General features: G+C 70.1%; 7 protein-coding genes. 6 read left to right on the top strand and 1 reads right to left on the bottom strand.

Translation table 11 applies throughout. The annotated features are described in order from the left end of the window. Positions 1-30 precede the first annotated feature (30 nt). Positions 31-6,954 (bottom strand): polymorphic toxin-type HINT domain-containing protein, encoded by a 6,924-nt coding sequence (locus tag QFZ76_RS19925; RefSeq protein WP_307675012.1) that lies wholly within the window; start codon positions 6,952-6,954, stop codon positions 31-33. A 406-nt stretch (positions 6,955-7,360) separates the two neighbouring features. Here QFZ76_RS19925 and QFZ76_RS19920 point away from each other — a divergent pair, with 406 nt between their 5' ends. The 6 genes from QFZ76_RS19920 (at position 7,361) to QFZ76_RS19895 (ending at position 17,361) form a co-directional block, all read left to right on the top strand. After that, positions 7,361-10,453, top strand: a complete 3,093-nt coding sequence (locus QFZ76_RS19920; protein WP_307675011.1) for a VCBS repeat-containing protein — start codon at positions 7,361-7,363, stop codon at positions 10,451-10,453. 255 nt (positions 10,454-10,708) lie between these two features. Next, a complete protein-coding gene (locus QFZ76_RS19915; protein ID WP_307675010.1) occupies positions 10,709-10,963 on the top strand; it encodes a hypothetical protein in 255 nt (84 codons plus the stop codon). 131 nt (positions 10,964-11,094) lie between these two features. Then, positions 11,095-11,946, top strand: a complete 852-nt coding sequence (locus tag QFZ76_RS19910; RefSeq protein WP_307680073.1) for a serine hydrolase — start codon at positions 11,095-11,097, stop codon at positions 11,944-11,946. 53 nt (positions 11,947-11,999) lie between these two features. Beyond that, positions 12,000-13,016 (top strand): esterase-like activity of phytase family protein, encoded by a 1,017-nt coding sequence (locus tag QFZ76_RS19905; protein ID WP_307675009.1) that lies wholly within the window; start codon positions 12,000-12,002, stop codon positions 13,014-13,016. Positions 13,017-13,152: 136 nt separating this feature from the next. Next, the gene (locus QFZ76_RS19900; RefSeq protein ID WP_307675008.1) at positions 13,153-16,869 is read left to right on the top strand and encodes an ABC transporter ATP-binding protein; all 3,717 of its coding nucleotides are present in this window, start codon (positions 13,153-13,155) and stop codon (positions 16,867-16,869) included. A 117-nt stretch (positions 16,870-16,986) separates the two neighbouring features. Continuing rightward, positions 16,987-17,361 (top strand): hypothetical protein, encoded by a 375-nt coding sequence (locus QFZ76_RS19895; RefSeq protein WP_307675007.1) that lies wholly within the window; start codon positions 16,987-16,989, stop codon positions 17,359-17,361. Positions 17,362-17,439: the final 78 nt, after the last annotated feature.

Genomic DNA, 17,439 nt, shown 5'->3' with positions numbered 1-17,439 from the left:
GTCCTGTCGTGCCCTGCTCTGCCGCCGATGTCACGAGAACGGGTTCACCACCCCCTCGATCCGTCTGCCTCCCGAATACCACTGGATCGAGCTCCATGAGCGGTTGCCCATTCTGACCTGCCGTTCCACCACGCTCATCTCCCACGCGGTGCCGTTGGTCGGGCCGGGAAGTTCCTGCCCGGGACCGATTCCGAACTTCCGGCCGCGGAGCACGGCCGTGTGGAACGCGTTGGCGATGTGGCGGGGGTCGTTGTTCGCCCCTGGCATCCCGTCGAGCGTGATGGAGAGGGTCACATTGGAGTCCCTCGCGCTGTTCATCACGCCGTTCATCCAGGCCGGGACCCCGGCGGAGTCCCTGCCGCCGTAGGCCGGCCCGTTGAAGGTGTGGGCCGCGGAGTCGCCGCCCGCGCGGAGTTTCGCCGCGAGCGGGTCGGAGTGCTCCTGGATTCCCAGTACGACGCTGTCGCAGTTGTGAGCGAGGACGGGTGCGGCACCGGCCAGCACGTAGTACGTGTGGACGTCGGTGACGGTCAGGTTGTGGACCGTCGCCTTCCGCGCCGTCCACGCCTCGACCGCGCCGATCTGGATCCAGGTGCCCGAGGACGTCTGGAGCCACTGGCCGGACTTCAGTTCACCGGCGTCGATCCACTCACCCAGAGACGGCACCCAGAAGGGGTGGCCGGCTGTGGCGGTGACCGTCGTGGTGGCCTGGGCTCGGCGGTCGGAGCCGTCGTGGACCGTCAGCGTGATCCGTACCAGGTCCTTACTGCCCTTGCCGATGATCGTCGCCGTGGCCGTCTGGACGGAGGTCTTCCCCGTCCTCGGGTCGGTGGCAAGGATCTTGTCGCCGACCTTGACCTTCTCGATCGGCTTCGTCGAGCCGTCGGCCATCAGGACCCTGGTGCCCGGTACGAAGCTGTTGGCCTCGCAGGCCTGGCTCTGGGCCTCGTCCTTGGCCGACTCCTTCGCCTCGTTCCGTACCTCCTTCGCGACCTTCTTGACCGCCCGTCTCACCTGCGACGGCTTGGGTCGCGCCTTCGGCTGGGAACGCGGCTTGGCGCGCGGCTTGGGACGGGCCGCCGCCTTGCGGGCCGCCGCACGCTTGGCCGCCGCCTTCCTGGCCGCCGCACGCGCCGCACGGGCACGGGCCTGGGCTGCCGCCCTACGCGCCGCCGCGCGCTTGGCCGCCGCACGGGCCGCTGCCCGCTTGGCCGCCGCACGCTTGGCCGCAGCGGCCTTGCGGGCCGCCTCCCGGCGGGCCTTCGCCGCCGCGCGCTTCGCGGCCTCGATGGCCCGCTTGCGGGCCAGGGCCGCCGCCCGACGGGCCGCCGCCTGGGCCGCCTTGCGGGCCGCGATGATCGCCGCACGGCGGGCCGCCGCGCGGATCGCCGCCTGGATGGCGATGCGGGCCGCGATCCCGATCAGGATGGGGAAGAACGCCCCGGACTGGTCGGAGAAGGTGGCCGGCGCGTTGTTGCTGTAGGCGTACGGGTTCATCGTGGCCGGACTGCCGTAGTCGACCATCGGGTCGACCGTGATGAACCGTCCCGTCACCGGGTCGTAGTCACGAACGCCCAACCGGGTCAGACCCGTGTCCTGGTCGACGGTTCCGCCGACGAAGCCGCTCTGTCCGGGCCACGTCGTGGGCTGCTGCCCCCGTGCCTCGCCGAACGGCATCGCCTTGCGGCGGGTGACGCCCATGGCCGGGTCCACCAGGTCCACGACCGTGTGGGAGGTGCCGTGGTGGTCGGCCAGCATGAGCTGCCGGACGCCTCCGGTCGCCCGGACGGTCGTGGAGCCGTCGGGGTGCGGGTAGAAGCGTTCCGCCTTCGCGCTGGTGTTGGCCGCGTTGACGGTCAGCTCCGCCTCGGCGAGGTAGAGCGTGCGGCTGCCGTCCGCGCCGGTGCGGATCAGGCGTCCGCCGTTCGCGCTGTAGAGGTACGACGTGGTTTTCGTGCCGCCGCCCTCGACCGGCTGGGTCACCTTGCGCAGCTGGCCCTCGACGTCGTATTCGAGCGTCTGGTTGGTGCCGCCGTGCTGGCGCCCGGTGGTGTTGCCGGCCTTGTCGTAGGCGAAGGTGTTCAGGCGTTCGCCCTGCGGGCCGACCGACTTGACCTCGGCCAGCGCGTTCGGGCCGCCGACGCCCGCCTTGCCGTACACGTACGAACGCGTGACGTTCTTCGAGGCGTCGCCCGTCGGGTCGTGCTCGACGAGGGTCTTGCGGTTGCCCGCCGCGTCGTACTCGAACGACTGCCAGTAGGCGTCCGGACCGCCGACGGTGTCCTTGGACGGGGCCGCCGTGCAGTCGTCCGTCTTCGCCGTCCAGGCCGAGGACATCTGCCGCAGCTGGTCGTAGACGAAGCACTGCGTGTCCGTCCCGCCCGCTCCGGGCGCCGCGCTGCCGGGCACGTCGGTGATCTTGGTGACGTTGCCGGCCTCGTCGTACCCGTACCGCGTTTCGCTGATGCGGCCCGGGGCGACCGAGCGGTCGAAGGTGGCCGTCTGGAGCCGACGCGTGAACTCGTCGTAGACGTAGCTGCCGTACACCTTCTTGCTTGCCGGACCCGCGTCCGTGCGCAGGATCTCGCCGAACGCCGAGTACTCGACGTCCGCGAGGTACGTGGACGCGCCGCCGATGGCGATCGGCAGGTCGTCCGAGTTGTAGCGGAAGACGACCCGCTCGGTCACCAGGCCGCCCACACCCGGCACCTGCACCCAGGCGAGGTGGCCGGTCGGGGTGTAGGAGTACTCGTACTCGTACGTGCCCGCCAGGCCCGTCTCCTCGGTGGGGATCACCGTCTTCGTCGACTTCACCCGGTAGGCACTGTCGTAGGCGGTGACCTCCTCCCGGTACTCACGGCCGTTCTCGTAGCGGATCTCCGCCGTGGGCAGGCCCTTGCCGAGGGTGTCGTACGTCCACTCCACGCGCTTGGGGCCGGTTTCGCTGCCCTCGCGCACGGAGGTCGGACGGCCGCCCGCGTCGTACGTGGTGTGCAGGGCCCGCTGGAACGGGTCGACGGTCGCGATCACGTTGTCCGAGTTGTCGTACCGGATCTCGGTACGGCCGCCGTCGGGATCCGTGACCGCCGTCTGGCGGCCCCGCTTGTCGAACTCGAAGGAGGTGACGGCGCCGCCGGGGGCGGTCACCTTCTTCAGGTTGTCGAGGTCGTCGTACTCGTAGACGGTGTCCCGCCACTTCGTACGCGCGCTGTCGGTGTACTCGCGCAGCCGCTCCGTGCGGCCCTCGGCGTCCTCGAAGACGGCCGTGACGGTGTCGCCCTTGGGCGGGATCGTCGTGGAGACGTCACCGTCGCGTTCGGTCGTCGTGCGGAGCTTCTCCGTGCCGCGGTAGTACGTGATCTCCGCGGTGGGCTGGCCCATCCCGTCGAAAGTGATGCGGTTCTGGGACGGGACGTCGTTGTCCCCGACCTGGAGCAGCTTCGCCTCGGGCTCGGCGACGTTGTAGTAGCCGTCGTTCTCCTTCCACTGGCGCCCGGCGCTGTCGTAGAAGGTGTCGTTGACGATCCGGCCCGCGCCGATCGCCTCGTCCTGCGTCTGCCGCTCGCGCAGCAGGCCGTCGAGGATCTCGTAGGACACGGCGTACTCGCCGTTGTCCTTCAGGGCGCGCGAGGTGACGATCGTCGGGCCGTCGCGGCGGACGGTGTAGTCGTACGTGGCCGTGGGGGTCTGGGTCGCCGGGTCGCGGTCGATCTCCCAGACCTTCAGGAGACGGCCCAGCGGGTCGTACTCCATCGTGGCCTTCTTGCCGTTGGCGTCCTCCTCGGTCAGCGGCATGCCGCGGACGTCGTCGAACACCGTGGTCTCGGTGTGCTCGAGCGGGTCGTGGGAGACCTGTTTGAGCGGACGCGCCACGGTCTTGGGCGTGTACTCGATCCACGTCTTGCGGTTGTCCGTGTCCCAGGTCGCGGTCTCCCGGCCGTGGATGTCGTACTCGGTCTTGTCGATGGTGACGTAGCCGTCACCGGTGGCGTTCATCTCCTGGATCTCGGTGGGCAGCCCCTTGGCGGGGGCGGCGCCGAAGGCCAGGTTGTCGTACAGCGTGCGGGTGTCCTCGACGACCTCGCCGCCGGTGGTGCCGCAGGCGCCGAGCGTCGTCCTCTCGCGGGACTCCAGCTCGATCAGGTACGCCGTGGTGTTGCGGGCGTAGCCGACCGTGGAGCAGCGGACCTTGCCGCCGGGTGTCTTCTCCTCCACCTCGTACGGCAGGCCGTAGCTGTCGTACTTGGTGGTCTCGGTGGAGGTGCGCCAGGTGTCGCCCTTGACGCGCTCGCGGGTGCGAACGGTCTCCGGGCGGGCCATCCACGCCTCCAGCGGCGTGTTTCCGGGACGGGCTCGGGTTGCCGTCTTCACCGCCCAGGGGGTGGTGACGGTCGCCGAGTCGATGGGGCCGCCGTCGGACTCGTAGGCGATCTGCTCCAGCAACTGGCCCTGGTACTGCGGCAGGTCGTCATGGTTCGCGCCGTCGCTGGTGGTGACGGTGGACGACCGGGTGCCGGAGGGCAGCTTGTCGCCGTGCAGGCCGCGGAAGTAGCGGTGCTCGGTGAGCTGCTTGACGTCGTCTCCGCCGCCCTGGCGGGTGCGGACCCGCTCGTAGCCGCGGTACTGCGACCAGGTGCGGTGCTTGTTCTCGGTGAACTCGCTGTCGTCGTACGCCCATCCGGCGCCGCCGAGGAACTCGTAGGAGGTCACCTTGGCGGGGCTGTCGGTGACCAGGTCCTCCTCGCGGACCTCGGTGGCGACGTACTTGTGGAACCAGTCCTTCACCGGGTTGAGAGCGCCCTTGGGCGTCCAGTACTGCGGGAAGCAGCGCATGGTGTTGGACTCGGGCGACGCCGGCATCCGCTTCGGCTCCAGGGCCCGGCAGTCGCGCGGCGAGTAGGTCACGCCGATACGGCCGCCGGTCTCGGTGTCGATGGCGTGGATCCGGTAGCGGGAGAAGGGCGGCAGGCCCTCCACCTTGTCGACGCGGTTGTCCATCTGCAGGCCGGAGAAGGTGACCTTCGGCATCGCCGCGGTGGCACCGGCGCCGTGCCCGGTGCGGGCGATGGACTCCAGCCACAGGGCCGGGGAGGTGCCGTCACCGGTGGCCGGGAAGGACTGGTCCAGCGCCCAGGAGTCGACCGGCTTCAGCGCGGTGCCGGAGAGCACACTGGTGCTGATCTTCGTCAGGCGCTTGGTCGACCAGAACGTCGGTGAGTACTTGTCGGTGCACTTGGCGCCCGACGCGCACTCCTGGTCCAGCGGGGTGTCCGGCCAGCGCTTGGCGTTGGCGGTGGTCCGCTTGGACTCCGCGCAGTCGAACGCGGCGTCGGCGATGCACCGTTCGGCCAGCGTGAACGCGACCCGGCCGGCCGGCAGGACGCCGAACAGCTTGTCGGAACGCAGGCCGTAGTCGATGCGCGAGAGCTGCGCGTTGCGGTCGTAGGACGCCTGCTGGTCGGCCTTCATGTTCTGGCCGTAGAAGTTGGCCCACTTGGTCCACCACAGGGTCATGGCGTCGCCGAGCGGGTCGACGACGTAGTCCAGGTTCCAGCGGTAGACCTGCTTGCAGTCGGAGTCCAGGAACGCGGTGGCGTGGCACGGCTCGGTCGGGTGGTTGCCGAACACGGGCACGGTGAGGGCCGAGTTGGTGACCGTGCCGTCCGGGGCGCCCGGCAGCTTGTTCAGGCCGAAGTGGTACTGGGTGCCGTCGGTGGTGGTCAGGACCCAGTACTCGCCGTCCTTCGAGCCGTTGGCGGCGCCGCTCCTGCGCTGGAGGCGGGAGCCGTCGTCGTCGGCGGGACGCCACTCGTCGGTGCCGTCCTTCTTGACGAGTTCGGTGGTGTTGCCGCCCAGCGACATCACCACGTGGTCCGAGCCCCAGCACAGGTCTCCGCTGTCGCCGGTGTTGTTCGGCTTCAGCTCCTTGCCGGCGTCGTCCTTGATGGCCGCCTTGTCGTCCGAGCAGGAGCGGTAGCGCCGCTCGATGAAGCCGGGTTCGTAGTCCCAGCCCTCGGCGATCCAGGAGGACTGCGCGCTGGTGGAGGCGGTACGGCCGTCCACGGCCTGCGAGGAGTACGAGAGTTCGACCTCGGGCTGCGGGCCGCCGGGCACCTCGGGAGCCTCGATCGGATACGCCCAGGAGAAGCCGCCGGAGGACGAACCGGCCATCCAGGAACCGGACGGCGACAGCGAGGTGGCCTCATGGCTGCCACCCGGCCCGGAGGCGGCGGCAGTCGCGGCGAGGACAGTGGGCGCGGCGTTCGCGGCGGCGAGGTCGACGGTGCCGGTGACGGTCTTCGCGACCGGGTCGTTGGCGCCGGTCAACGGTGTGCGGGTACGGCACTTCTCCAGCTCGGGCGTGGTCAGCGCGCAGGCGGGAAGCCGGTAGAGGTGGAGCCGGGAGCCCCAGTCACCGCCGTAGGTGTCCTTGAAGGTCTTGTAATCCAACTCCAGTTCGACAGAGCCGGATGCGGCGGGAGTCGTGCTCTCGGTCGCGGGTGCCGCGGTGAACAGCACTCCCTGTACGCCCGCCCTGCGGGCGGCGGCCGTGTCCTGGACCTCGACCTGAACGGCGGTGCCGACGTCTGCGGCCGCCTGTTTCGGGGTCAGGCCGCGGGCCCGGACGCCCTTCCTGGCGGTGGATGCCGCGGTGGATGTCTGACGGGCTTTCACCATGCTGGTCCGCAGGGCGGTCGAGCCCGGCGCTGCGTCGGTGGTCAGCGACGCGCGCTGCGGCAACTTGTCACGGCTGTCGGTCACCAGCGTCGTGAACGTGCCGGTCGCGACCTTGCCGGCCGCCGGTCTGAAGTCGCCCGCCACGTCGTCGCGAACCTTCGGGCGCTTCTTGCTGAACTCCCGCCCGGGAACGGACGGATCGCGCTTCACATCGGAGATCCGGGTACTCCCGGAGGCGGCGCTCGCGTCGTCGGGTATCAGTCCGACGAACAGCACGAGCCCCACGAATACGGAAACGGATCTGTGCCAGTGGCCGAGATAGCGTAACTGTCTTATGAAATGGTCCACTAAAGGACCTCCCCCTCACTCTGTGTGACCGTTGAACGGTCAGACAGTAAGCGCTTTCGAACATCCTGACAAGTAAAGCCAAGGCAATGGGACAATCCCCACTTCTCCTATGGGTCCGTAAAGAATTCCCCCGGTGACGTGTACTGTTCGGCGTCGCGGCCCGCGTGAAAGGGCGCGCAGCGACCCCCGGAAGGGGCTCGCACGGCAACGACTCCGGGGGGATTCGCCCATGCCACAACCATCCCGAAGACAGCGCCCGACCAGGCGCTTAGCGCGCGCCGCACTCGTCGCGGCGCTCGCCGGCGGGACGCTGGGACTGACACCGCTGACACCGATGACATCGCTCACGGCCGCGGCGGCCGACACCGACTCGACCACGGTGGCCGAGACCGCCACGAACGCCGAGGAGCACGCGCTCCAGGAGGCCGCCCGGACCGGGGAGCCCGTGGAGGTGGCGTCCGCCCGTACCGAGACCAGCGAGACACACGCCTTACCCAACGGGAACCTGCGCCAGACCCAGCACACCCTGCCCGTCCGCGTGAAGCGCGAGGGCGCCTGGACCCCGGTGGACACGACGCTCACCGAGGTGACCGGCCGGATCTCGCCCAAGGCGGCACCCGGTCACGTCACGTTCTCCGCCGGCGGCGACACCCGTCTGGTGACCCTCGCCGACCAGGGCGGCGAACTGGCCCTGACCTGGCCGAAAGTCCTGCCGGAGCCGGTTCTCGACGGCTCTGCCGCGACCTACCGCGAGGTGTTCCCCGGCGTCGACCTGGCGGTCCGGGCGAGCCTGGACGGTTTCAGCCAGGCGCTGATCGTGAAGACGCCCGAGGCGGCCGACCGTCCGGAGCTGGCGGAGATCGGCTTCGGTCTGCGCACCGAGGGCCTGGACGTCCAGAAGGACACCGAGACGGGCACGCTCCGGGCCGTCAACGCGGCCGGACAGACGGTGTTCGCGTCGTCCACGGCCCGGATGTGGGACTCCTCGGGCACGGCGGAGGAGGAGACGGCGCCGCAGACGGCCTCGTCCGGCACAAAGGCCCGGACCGCCTCCTCGTCCGGCAGCGCCAAGTCGCTGCGTACGGCGGGTGCCGCCACGGTTCAGGCCGCGGCCGCCGACGCCGAGCCCTCCCCGCTCACCCCCGGCACCAAGAGCAGCGAGGTCGGCGTCGAAGTCACCGACGACCGGATCTCGCTGACGCCGGACCAGAAGCTGTTGGACGCCGCGGACACCGAGTTCCCGGTCTACATCGACCCGCGGATGACCGGCACCCGCGAGGCCTGGACGATCGCCTACAAGCCGCATCCGACCAGCAGTTACTGGAACGGCACCGGCTGGGACGGCGGTACGACGAGCGAGGCGCGCGTCGGCTACGAGTCGTCCACGGGCGGCACCGCCCGCTCCTTCTTCCGCGTCGGCTCGAAGTTCCTGGCGGGCGTGAAGGTGATCGACGCCCAGTTCCAGATCACCGAGACGCACTCGTGGTCCTGCACGCCCAAGCCGGTCGAGCTGTACCTGACCGGTTCCATCAGCTCGGCGACCACGTGGAACAAGCAGCCGTCCTGGTCCACCCGCCAGGACAGCCGCAGCGTCGCCCACGGCAACGAGACGTACGGCTGCGCGAACGCGGCGGTCGACTTCGCGGCCAAGGACGCGGCGGTCAAGGCGGCGGCCGCCAAGTGGCCCAACATCACCTTCGGACTGCGGGCCCCGCAGAGCGCGGAGGACAACAAGGACGAGTACAGCTGGAAGAAGTTCAAGCCGGACGCCAAGCTGATCGTCGAGTTCAACCGTCTGCCGAAGGCGCCCTGGTCGCTCGACACCATCCCCAGCACCAAGGTCAGCAGCACCGACTGCGGGAACGGTTCGTCGTACGCCACCCTCGGCAACACGGACGTGAAGCTCACCGCGCAGGTCTGGGACCAGGACGGCGGTGACGTCAACGTCCAGTTCAACCTGTGGGCCACCGGCAAGCGCGACGTCTCACCGGGCCTCATCTTCGACAAACGGGTGAAGGTCACCGTCAAGGCGAGTGACTCCAAGGGCGCGAGAGCCCAGGTCACCGTGGGCAAGGACCTGCTCGCCAAGTACATCACCGCCAGCAACGGGCAGTTCTCCTGGAAAGCGCAGGCGGAGGACACCGCCGACGCCGCCTTCGCCTCCGACTGGACGCCGACGCTGGGCGCGGCCGGCTGCCGCTTCGGCTTCGACCCGAACGCGCCGACCGTGATGCCGGTCGTCGACTCCAAGGACGACCTGTACCCGGAGACGACGCCCGACATCGAGCCGGTCGAGGGCGCGCTGGCCCGCACGGAGGGCGTCTTCGAGTTCGGCGCCAACGGCGTGTCGGACACCACCGAGTACCTGTACGGCCTGGACCGCACGCCGCCGAGCACCTCGGCGAAGCCCGCGGCCAAGGGCGGCGCGGCCCAGGCGAAGATCACTCCGCTCACACCGGGACCGCACACGCTGTACGTGCGCATGGTGGACGCGGGCGGCAACGTCGGCCCGGTCTATCCGTACCGCTTCTATGTGAAGAGTCCGGGCGTCATGGACAAGCCCGGTGACGTCAACGGCGACGGCATGCCCGACTTCTTCGCCGTCGACGGCACCGACAACCTCCGTCTGTACGGCGGCATCGGTGGCGGCAAGATGGCGACGATGCTCCCGCTCTCCTCGGGCGGCGGCTGGAACGGCGCCCTGATGACCCACCGCGGAGACTGGACCGAGGACTTCTACGAGGACCTGGTGGCCCGCCGCTCCGACGGCAAGCTGTGGCTCTATCCCAACGACGGCCAGGGCGAGTTCACCGAGGACACCAAACAGGAGGTGTACGTCTTCCCGGACGCGGAGACGGACGTGGCGCTCAACCCCTCGACGATCAAGCAGATCGTGTCGATCGGCGACGTCACGCCGGACAGCGAGGCGTACAACCCCGACTTCGTCGCGGTCATCGGCGACCAGTTGTGGTTCCTGCCGGGCTACACGTACGGCACGCTCGACTCCGGATACCTCATCGGCGCCGTCGGCTGGGCCAAGATGCAGCTCGCCTCGCCCGGGGACGTCGACGGTGACGGTTTCACCGATCTGATCGCCCGCAACACCGAGAACGGCGAGCTGTGGCTGTACCACGGCCGCAGCCGGGGGGACGCGGACGGCGACGGGGTCCCCGACGGCGGCACCGACCCGGCGGCGCTGGGCCTCGGCTCCAGCCGCACGCCGTACGCCACCGGTTGGACCATGGCGGCCCGCCCGCTGTTCACCGCCTCCGGCGACACCGACGGTGACGGCGTCCCGGACCTGTGGACCACGACGGCGAACACCACGGCGGGCCTGGCGTTCGTGCCCGGCCGCAAGAGCGGCCTGGTGGGCCCCTCGGCGGTGGTCGGCGGCGGCGGCTGGCAGGCGATCAAGTCGATCTCCTGACCCGGACTGCCGGACTGCCGGACTGCCGGACTGCCGGACTGCCGGACTGCGGAACGAGGCGGCCGGTCGCACCACGCGACCGGCCGCTTTTCCCTTTGTCCAGCGGACGAATGACCCGCCTCCGGGCGGGGGTTGCACCCGCAGACGCGAGGTACGCCCTGGTCGGCGCGTGAGGTCGAGAACAGGCACCCCGCGTCCCTCGTAGGCTTTCGGGGTGACCGTGGCGACCAGTGCGTCCGCACCCCATTCGGGTAGATGACGCACGGCGTGGACGGCGGCCGCGATCCCGGGCGGAGCGCCGTCTCTGCGCAACTGGGCGACGGTGAGCATCGCCGGATGGTCGAGGTCAACGGTGTGGATGACATCGAGCTGCCCGATGTGCTCGGCGATCCCGAGATGTTCCGCGTCGGCATCGAGGATCGACAGGACCGGTGCCCACAGCCGGGTTTGCGGCCCATCGCTGCGCTCTCCTCGTCCGTGACCTCGGCTCCGAATTGCTCGGCCAGATAGGCGCGGGTCCGCTCCGCCCGCTCGCGCCGCTCCTCGTCGGTGAGCGTGCACCCTGACACCGCGTACAGCCTTTGTTCAAACGTTCCCGGATGCGTACAACCTTTCAGTCGAACTTGTGAGTCAACATGGGCATGACTCACGGGATATCAAGGCGCGCGAGAGTGCTCGCGGCAGGCGTGGGCGCGGGCGTGCTCCTCCCTGTCGTGGCCGCCGCCGCGCCCGCCGCCGCGGCCACGCCGACCGTCAGCTGTACGTCGGCCAAGGCGGGCCTCGCCGCCAAGCTGAAGAAGGACATCACCACGGCCCTCGCCACCCGCAAGGGCACGGTCGCCGTCGGCGTCTACGACCGCACCACCAAGACGACCTGCACCCTGCGCCCCGCGACGGCCTTCGACTCGGCCAGCGTCGTCAAGGTCACCGTCCTCGCCGCGCTGTTGTGGGACGCGAAGAAGCACAACCGCTACCTCACCGACCGCGAGGCCACCCTCGCCAAGGCCATGATCACCAAGTCGGACAACGCAGCGACCAGCACGCTCTGGAAGCAGCTGGGCCTGACGAAGATCAGGGGCTTCCTCACCGCGGCCGGCATGACCCAGACCAAGCCCGGCGCGAACGGCTACTGGGGCCTGACCCAGATCACCGTCACCGACGAACAGAAGCTGCTCAAGCTGGTCACCGCGAGCAACACGGTCCTGAGCGACAACTCCCGTGCCTACATCCGCAAGTTGATGGGCCAGGTCATCTCCTCGCAGCGCTGGGGAACGCCGTACGGAGTGCCGTCCGGAGTCTCGGTCGCCGTCAAGAACGGCTGGCTGCAGCGGGCCACCCACGGCTGGCGGGTGCACAGCGTCGGAGCCTTCAAGGGTAACGGCCACGACTACGTGATCACGGTGCTCACCCACGGCAACAGCACCATGAACTACGGGATCACGACCATCCAGGGTGTCGCCAAGGTCGTCCACAGGGACCTGGCCGCGAGCTGACGCTTCACCGCCCCGTCGCCCGTCCGTCACCGGCTCGTCCTACGGTGACCTGTATGCGCCTGAGAACCGTACTCGCCACCACCACCGCGGCCCTGGCGGCGGCCACCTGCCTGACCGCCGCCTCGCCCGCCGCCGCCGGGGAGAGCCACGCCTGTTCGCCGTCCGTCTCGATCGACCGCTTCTCGGACGCGCTCGACAAGACGACGTACGACGGCACCTTCGTCGGCAACTTCTCCGCCCTCGCGGTGGACCGGGACGGCTCTCTCGCCGCCCTCTCCGACCGGTCCTCCCTCTTCGCCCTGAACCCGAAGACACTCGCGCCGGAGTCCGTCGTCCCGCTCGCCGACGAGAACGGCACCGCCCTGGACTCCGAGGGCCTGGTGATCGACCGGGACGGCACCCGGCTGATCACCTCCGAGACCGAGCCGTCGGTACGTCGATACAGCCCCCAGGGCAAGATCCTCGACCGCCTCCCGGTCCCGCCCTCCCTCCAGGTCGCCCCGGCCGGCCGTGCGGTGTCGAACGGCACCTTCGAGGGGCTGACGATGCTCCCCGGCGGCCGCACGCTGCTCGCGTCGATGGAGTACGCCCTGTCCGGCGACAGCGCGGGCCTCGTCCGCCTCCAGACCTGGGAGCGGCACGGGACGACCTTCGAGCTCGGCGCCCAGTACGCCTACCGCACCGACACCGGCCTCGGCGTCCCCGAGATCCAGGCCCTGCCCGACGGCCGCCTCCTCGTCCTGGAGCGCGGCTTCACCTCCGGGGTCGGCAACACCGTCCGCCTCTACCTGGCCGACCCGCGCCGCGCGACGGACACGAGCGGTGTCGACACGCTCACCGGCCAGGACGGCGTACGGCTGATCAAGAAGACGCTGCTCACAGACATCGCCGCCTGCCCGACCCTGGGCGCCACGGCCAAGCAGCCCCAGCCGAACCCGCTCCTCGACAACATCGAGGGCATGGTGGTCACGGGCCGGGGCAAGGGCGGCCTGAAGGTGCTGCTGGTGAGCGACGACAACCAGAACGCGGTACAGACGACCCGGTTCTACTACCTGCGGGTACGCGTCTGACCTCGCGCCTCCCTTTCCCTTTGCCTTCTCCCTTTCCACCTCCCGTTTGTTGCGGAGGGATGAAATCCGCTTCCTTTCGCGTTGGTGCCTTGCGGACGATCAGGTTGGACGATCAGAACGAACGGAAGGCACCGGCGTGGCAGCGCACCAGGGGGAGACACAGGGCTGGGCCCGCAGGCTGGCCGGCTACGCATGGCGCCACCGCACGGACGTCGTCCTCGCCCTCGGCTCCTCCCTCGGCGGCATGGCCGTCATGGCGCTGGTCCCCCTGGTCACCAAGGTGATCATCGACGACGTGATCGGCGACCACAGCCGGGACATGGCCCCCTGGGCCGGTGCCCTGATCGTCGCGGCCGTCGCCGTCTACGTCTTCACCTACATCCGCCGCTACTACGGCGGCCGCCTCGCCCTGGACGTCCAGCACGACCTGCGGACCGAGATGTACGGGACGATCACCCGCCTGGACGGCCGCCGCCAGGACGAGCTGTCCACCGGCCAGGTCGTCGGCCGTGCCACCAGCGACCTCCAGCTGATCCAGGGCCTGCTCTTCATGCTCCCGATGACCATCGGGAACATCCTGCTCTTCCTGATCTCCCTGGTGATCATGGCGTGGCTGTCGCTGCCGCTCACCCTGGTCGCCCTGGCCGTCGCCCCCGCCCTGTGGTGGATCGCCAGGCGCAGCCGCAGCAAGCTCCACCCCGCCACCTGGTACGCCCAGGCCCAGGCCGCCGCCGTCGCGGGCGTCGTCGACGGCGCCGTCAGCGGCGTCCGCGTGGTGAAGGGCTTCGGGCAGGAGGACCAGGAGACCGGGAAGCTCCGGGAGGTCGGCCGCCGGCTCTTCGCCGGGCGCCTGCGCACGATCCGCTTCAACTCCCGGTACACCCCGGCGCTCCAGGCCGTCCCCGCCCTCGGCCAGGTCGCGATGCTCGCGGTCGGCGGCTGGCTCGCGGTCCGCGGCCACATCACGCTCGGCACGTTCGTCGCCTTCTCCACCTACCTCGCCCAGCTCGTCGGCCCGGTCCGCATGCTCGCCATGGTCCTCACGGTGGGCCAGCAGGCCCGGGCGGGCACGGAACGCGTCCTGGAGCTGATCGACACCGAGCCCTCCATGAAGGACGGCACGAAGGAGCTTCCCGCCGACGCCCCGGCGACCGTCGAGTTCGACGACGTGTCCTTCGGCTACGACGACGAGCGTCCCGTCCTGGACGGGCTGAGCTTCGAGATCCGCCCCGGCGAGACCCTCGCCGTCGTCGGCTCCTCGGGCTCCGGCAAGTCGACCGTGTCGCTGCTGATGCCGCGCTTCTACGACGTGACGCGCGGCGCCGTCCTCATCGGCGGCCACGACGTCCGCGAGCTCACCCTCGAGTCGCTGCGGGCCGCGATCGGCCTGGTCCCCGAGGACTCCTTCCTCTTCTCGGACACGATTCGCAACAACATCGCGTACGGCCGTCCCGAGGCGACCCAGGAGGAGATCGAGGCCGCCGCCCGCGCCGCCCAGGCGGACCGTTTCATCAGGGAGCTCCCCGAGGGCTACGACACCACGGTCGGCGAGCACGGCCTCACCCTGTCCGGCGGCCAGCGCCAGCGCGTCGCGCTCGCCCGCGCGATCCTCACCGACCCGCGCCTGCTGGTCCTCGACGACGCCACCTCCGCCGTGGACGCCCGCGTCGAGCACGAGATCCACGAGGCCCTCCGGCAGGTCATGCAGGGCCGGACGACCCTGCTCATCGCCCACCGCCGCTCCACGCTCAACCTCGCCGACCGCATCGCCGTCCTCGACGGCGGCCGGCTCGCCGACCTCGGCACCCACGAGGAACTCCAGCAGCGGTCCGCCCTCTACCGCCGCCTCCTCACCGACCCGGACGAACTCGGCGGCGTCTCACCCGGCCACGCCCGCCCCGCCGAGCCGACCGAGGACACCTCCGTACGGGACGAGCTGGACGCCGAGTTCGACGCCGAGAGCGGCATCACGCCCAGGCTCTGGGCGGGCGAGCGAGAGCGCCGGGACATCGCCATGGACGGCACCCCGGCCACCCCCGAACTCCTCGCCGAGGTCGACGCGCTGCCCCCGGCGACCGACACCCCGGGCATCGACGAGGCACGGGCGGTCGCCGCCGAGGAGTCGTACGGCCTGCGCAGGCTGCTGCGGGGCTTCGGCCTGCCCCTGCTGGTGAGCCTCGGCCTCGTCGCCGTGGACGCCGGCATGGGCCTGCTGCTCCCGGTGATGATCCGGAACGGCATCGACGACGGCGTCACACAGATGGCGTTGGGCGCGGTCTGGGCCGCTTCCCTGCTCGCCCTGCTCAGCGTGTTCGTCCAGTGGGCCGCGCAGGTCGGCGAGATCCGGATGACCGGGCGGACCGGCGAACGGGTCCTGTACTCCCTGCGCCTGAAGATCTTCTCCCAGCTCCAGCGGCTCGGACTCGACTACTACGAGCGGGAGTTGACGGGCCGGATCATGACGAGGATGACGACGGACGTCGACGCCCTCTCGACCTTCCTGCAGACCGGCCTGGTCACCGCGTTCGTCTCGGTCGTCACCTTCTTCGGCATCATGGTCGCCCTGCTGGTGATCGACGTGGAGCTCGCACTCGTCGTGTTCGCGACCCTGCCCCCGCTGATCGTCGCCACGTTCTTCTTCCGCCGGGCGAGCGTGAAGGCGTACGAACTGGCCCGTGAGCGGGTGTCGTTGGTCAACGCCGACCTTCAGGAGTCGGTGTCCGGGCTCCGGATCGTGCAGGCCTTCCGGCGTGAGCGGGACGGCGCGGCACGGTTCGCGGAGCGCAGCGACAGCTACCGGCGCGCCCGCATCCGGGGCCAGTGGCTGATCTCGATCTACTTCCCGTTCGTGCAGTTCCTGTCGTCGGTGGCCGCGGCGGCCGTACTGATCGCGGGCGCGGGACGGGTCGACGCGGCGACGCTCACGACCGGCGCCCTGGTCGCGTACCTCCTCTACATCGACCTGTTCTTCGCACCCGTCCAGCAGCTCTCCCAGGTCTTCGACGGCTACCAGCAGGCGACGGTGTCGCTGGGCCGCATCCAGGAGCTGCTCCAGGAGCCGACGTCGACCGAGAACGCCGACGAGCCGCTCCAGGTCCTCTCCCTGCGGGGCGAGATCGCCTTCGAGGACGTGCACTTCAAGTACGGCGATGAGGAAGAGGCCCTCACGGGCATCGACCTGCGCATCCCGGCCGGCCAGACGGTCGCCTTCGTCGGTGAGACGGGCGCGGGCAAGTCGACCCTGGTCAAGCTGGTCGCCCGCTTCTACGACCCGACGGGCGGCCGGGTGACCGTCGACGGCACCGACCTGAAGACCCTGGACCTCACCTCCTACCGGCACCGCCTCGGAGTCGTCCCGCAGGAGGCGTACCTCTTCCAGGGCACCGTCCGCGACGCCATTGCCTACGGCCGCCCCGACGCCACCGACGCCGAGGTGGAGGCGGCGGCCCGCGCGGTCGGCGCCCACGAGATGATCGCCACGCTGGACGGCGGCTACCTCCACGAGGTCGCCGAACGCGGCCGCAACCTCTCCGCGGGCCAACGCCAGCTGATCGCGCTGGCCCGCGCGGAGCTGGTCGACCCGGACGTCCTCCTCCTCGACGAGGCGACCGCGGCCCTGGACCTGGCCACGGAAGCCCAGGTCAACCAGGCCACCGACCGCATCGCGGGCCGCCGTACGACCCTCGTGGTCGCGCACCGGCTCACCACGGCGGCGCGCGCGGACCGCGTGGTCGTCATGGACCGCGGCCAGGTCGCCGAGGACGGCACGCACGAGGAACTGCTCGCGCGGGACGGCCGCTATGCCGAGCTGTGGCGCACGTTCGTGGGCGAGGACGCACCCGCGGCCGCCTGACCGAACCGGGTCACGCGCTTCGGTGACGACCGCGCAACCATCCGACATACGTCCCGCGTCCGTACACCAGTACGCTCATCGCGCGATACGGGAGGGACGACTGTGGGCAGAGGTGCGATGCGTCGGCGGTTGGTGCTCGGCCTGGCTGTGGTGACCGCGTCCGGGGTGCTGGCTCTCGCCGCGCCGGGCAGCGCGCAGGCCGCCGAGACATCCTGCGCGGGACGCAAGGTCAAGACGTTGTCGTTCTCCACCGGTTCCGTGCGGATCTACAAGCGGAATGGCTGGATCTGCGCGATCACCCTGGCCAAGAGGCCCGGTGTCGAGCGGTACATGATGGTCAGCGTGCAGGCGCGTGGACTCCGCCCCGTGGTGGACGAGGGCCTGTACTCGCGCCTCGCCGGGCCGAGGAAGACGCACGCCGGTCAGCGGAAGGTGCGGGTGAAGGGCGCGGTGGGCGGGGGGTCGGTCAGTTCCGGCTGGATTCGGTTCTGAATCACAGCCTTCGTACAGGGTTTTCCCCATCAAAGGCCCATCTCCCCTGGTGCTGAGGCGACTTGCTCCGCTAGCTTC

It is taken from the genome of Streptomyces sp. V4I2 (assembly GCF_030817655.1).
Lineage (GTDB): Bacteria > Actinomycetota > Actinomycetes > Streptomycetales > Streptomycetaceae > Streptomyces > Streptomyces plumbiresistens.
This window is presented reverse-complemented; position numbering and strand designations above follow the sequence as displayed.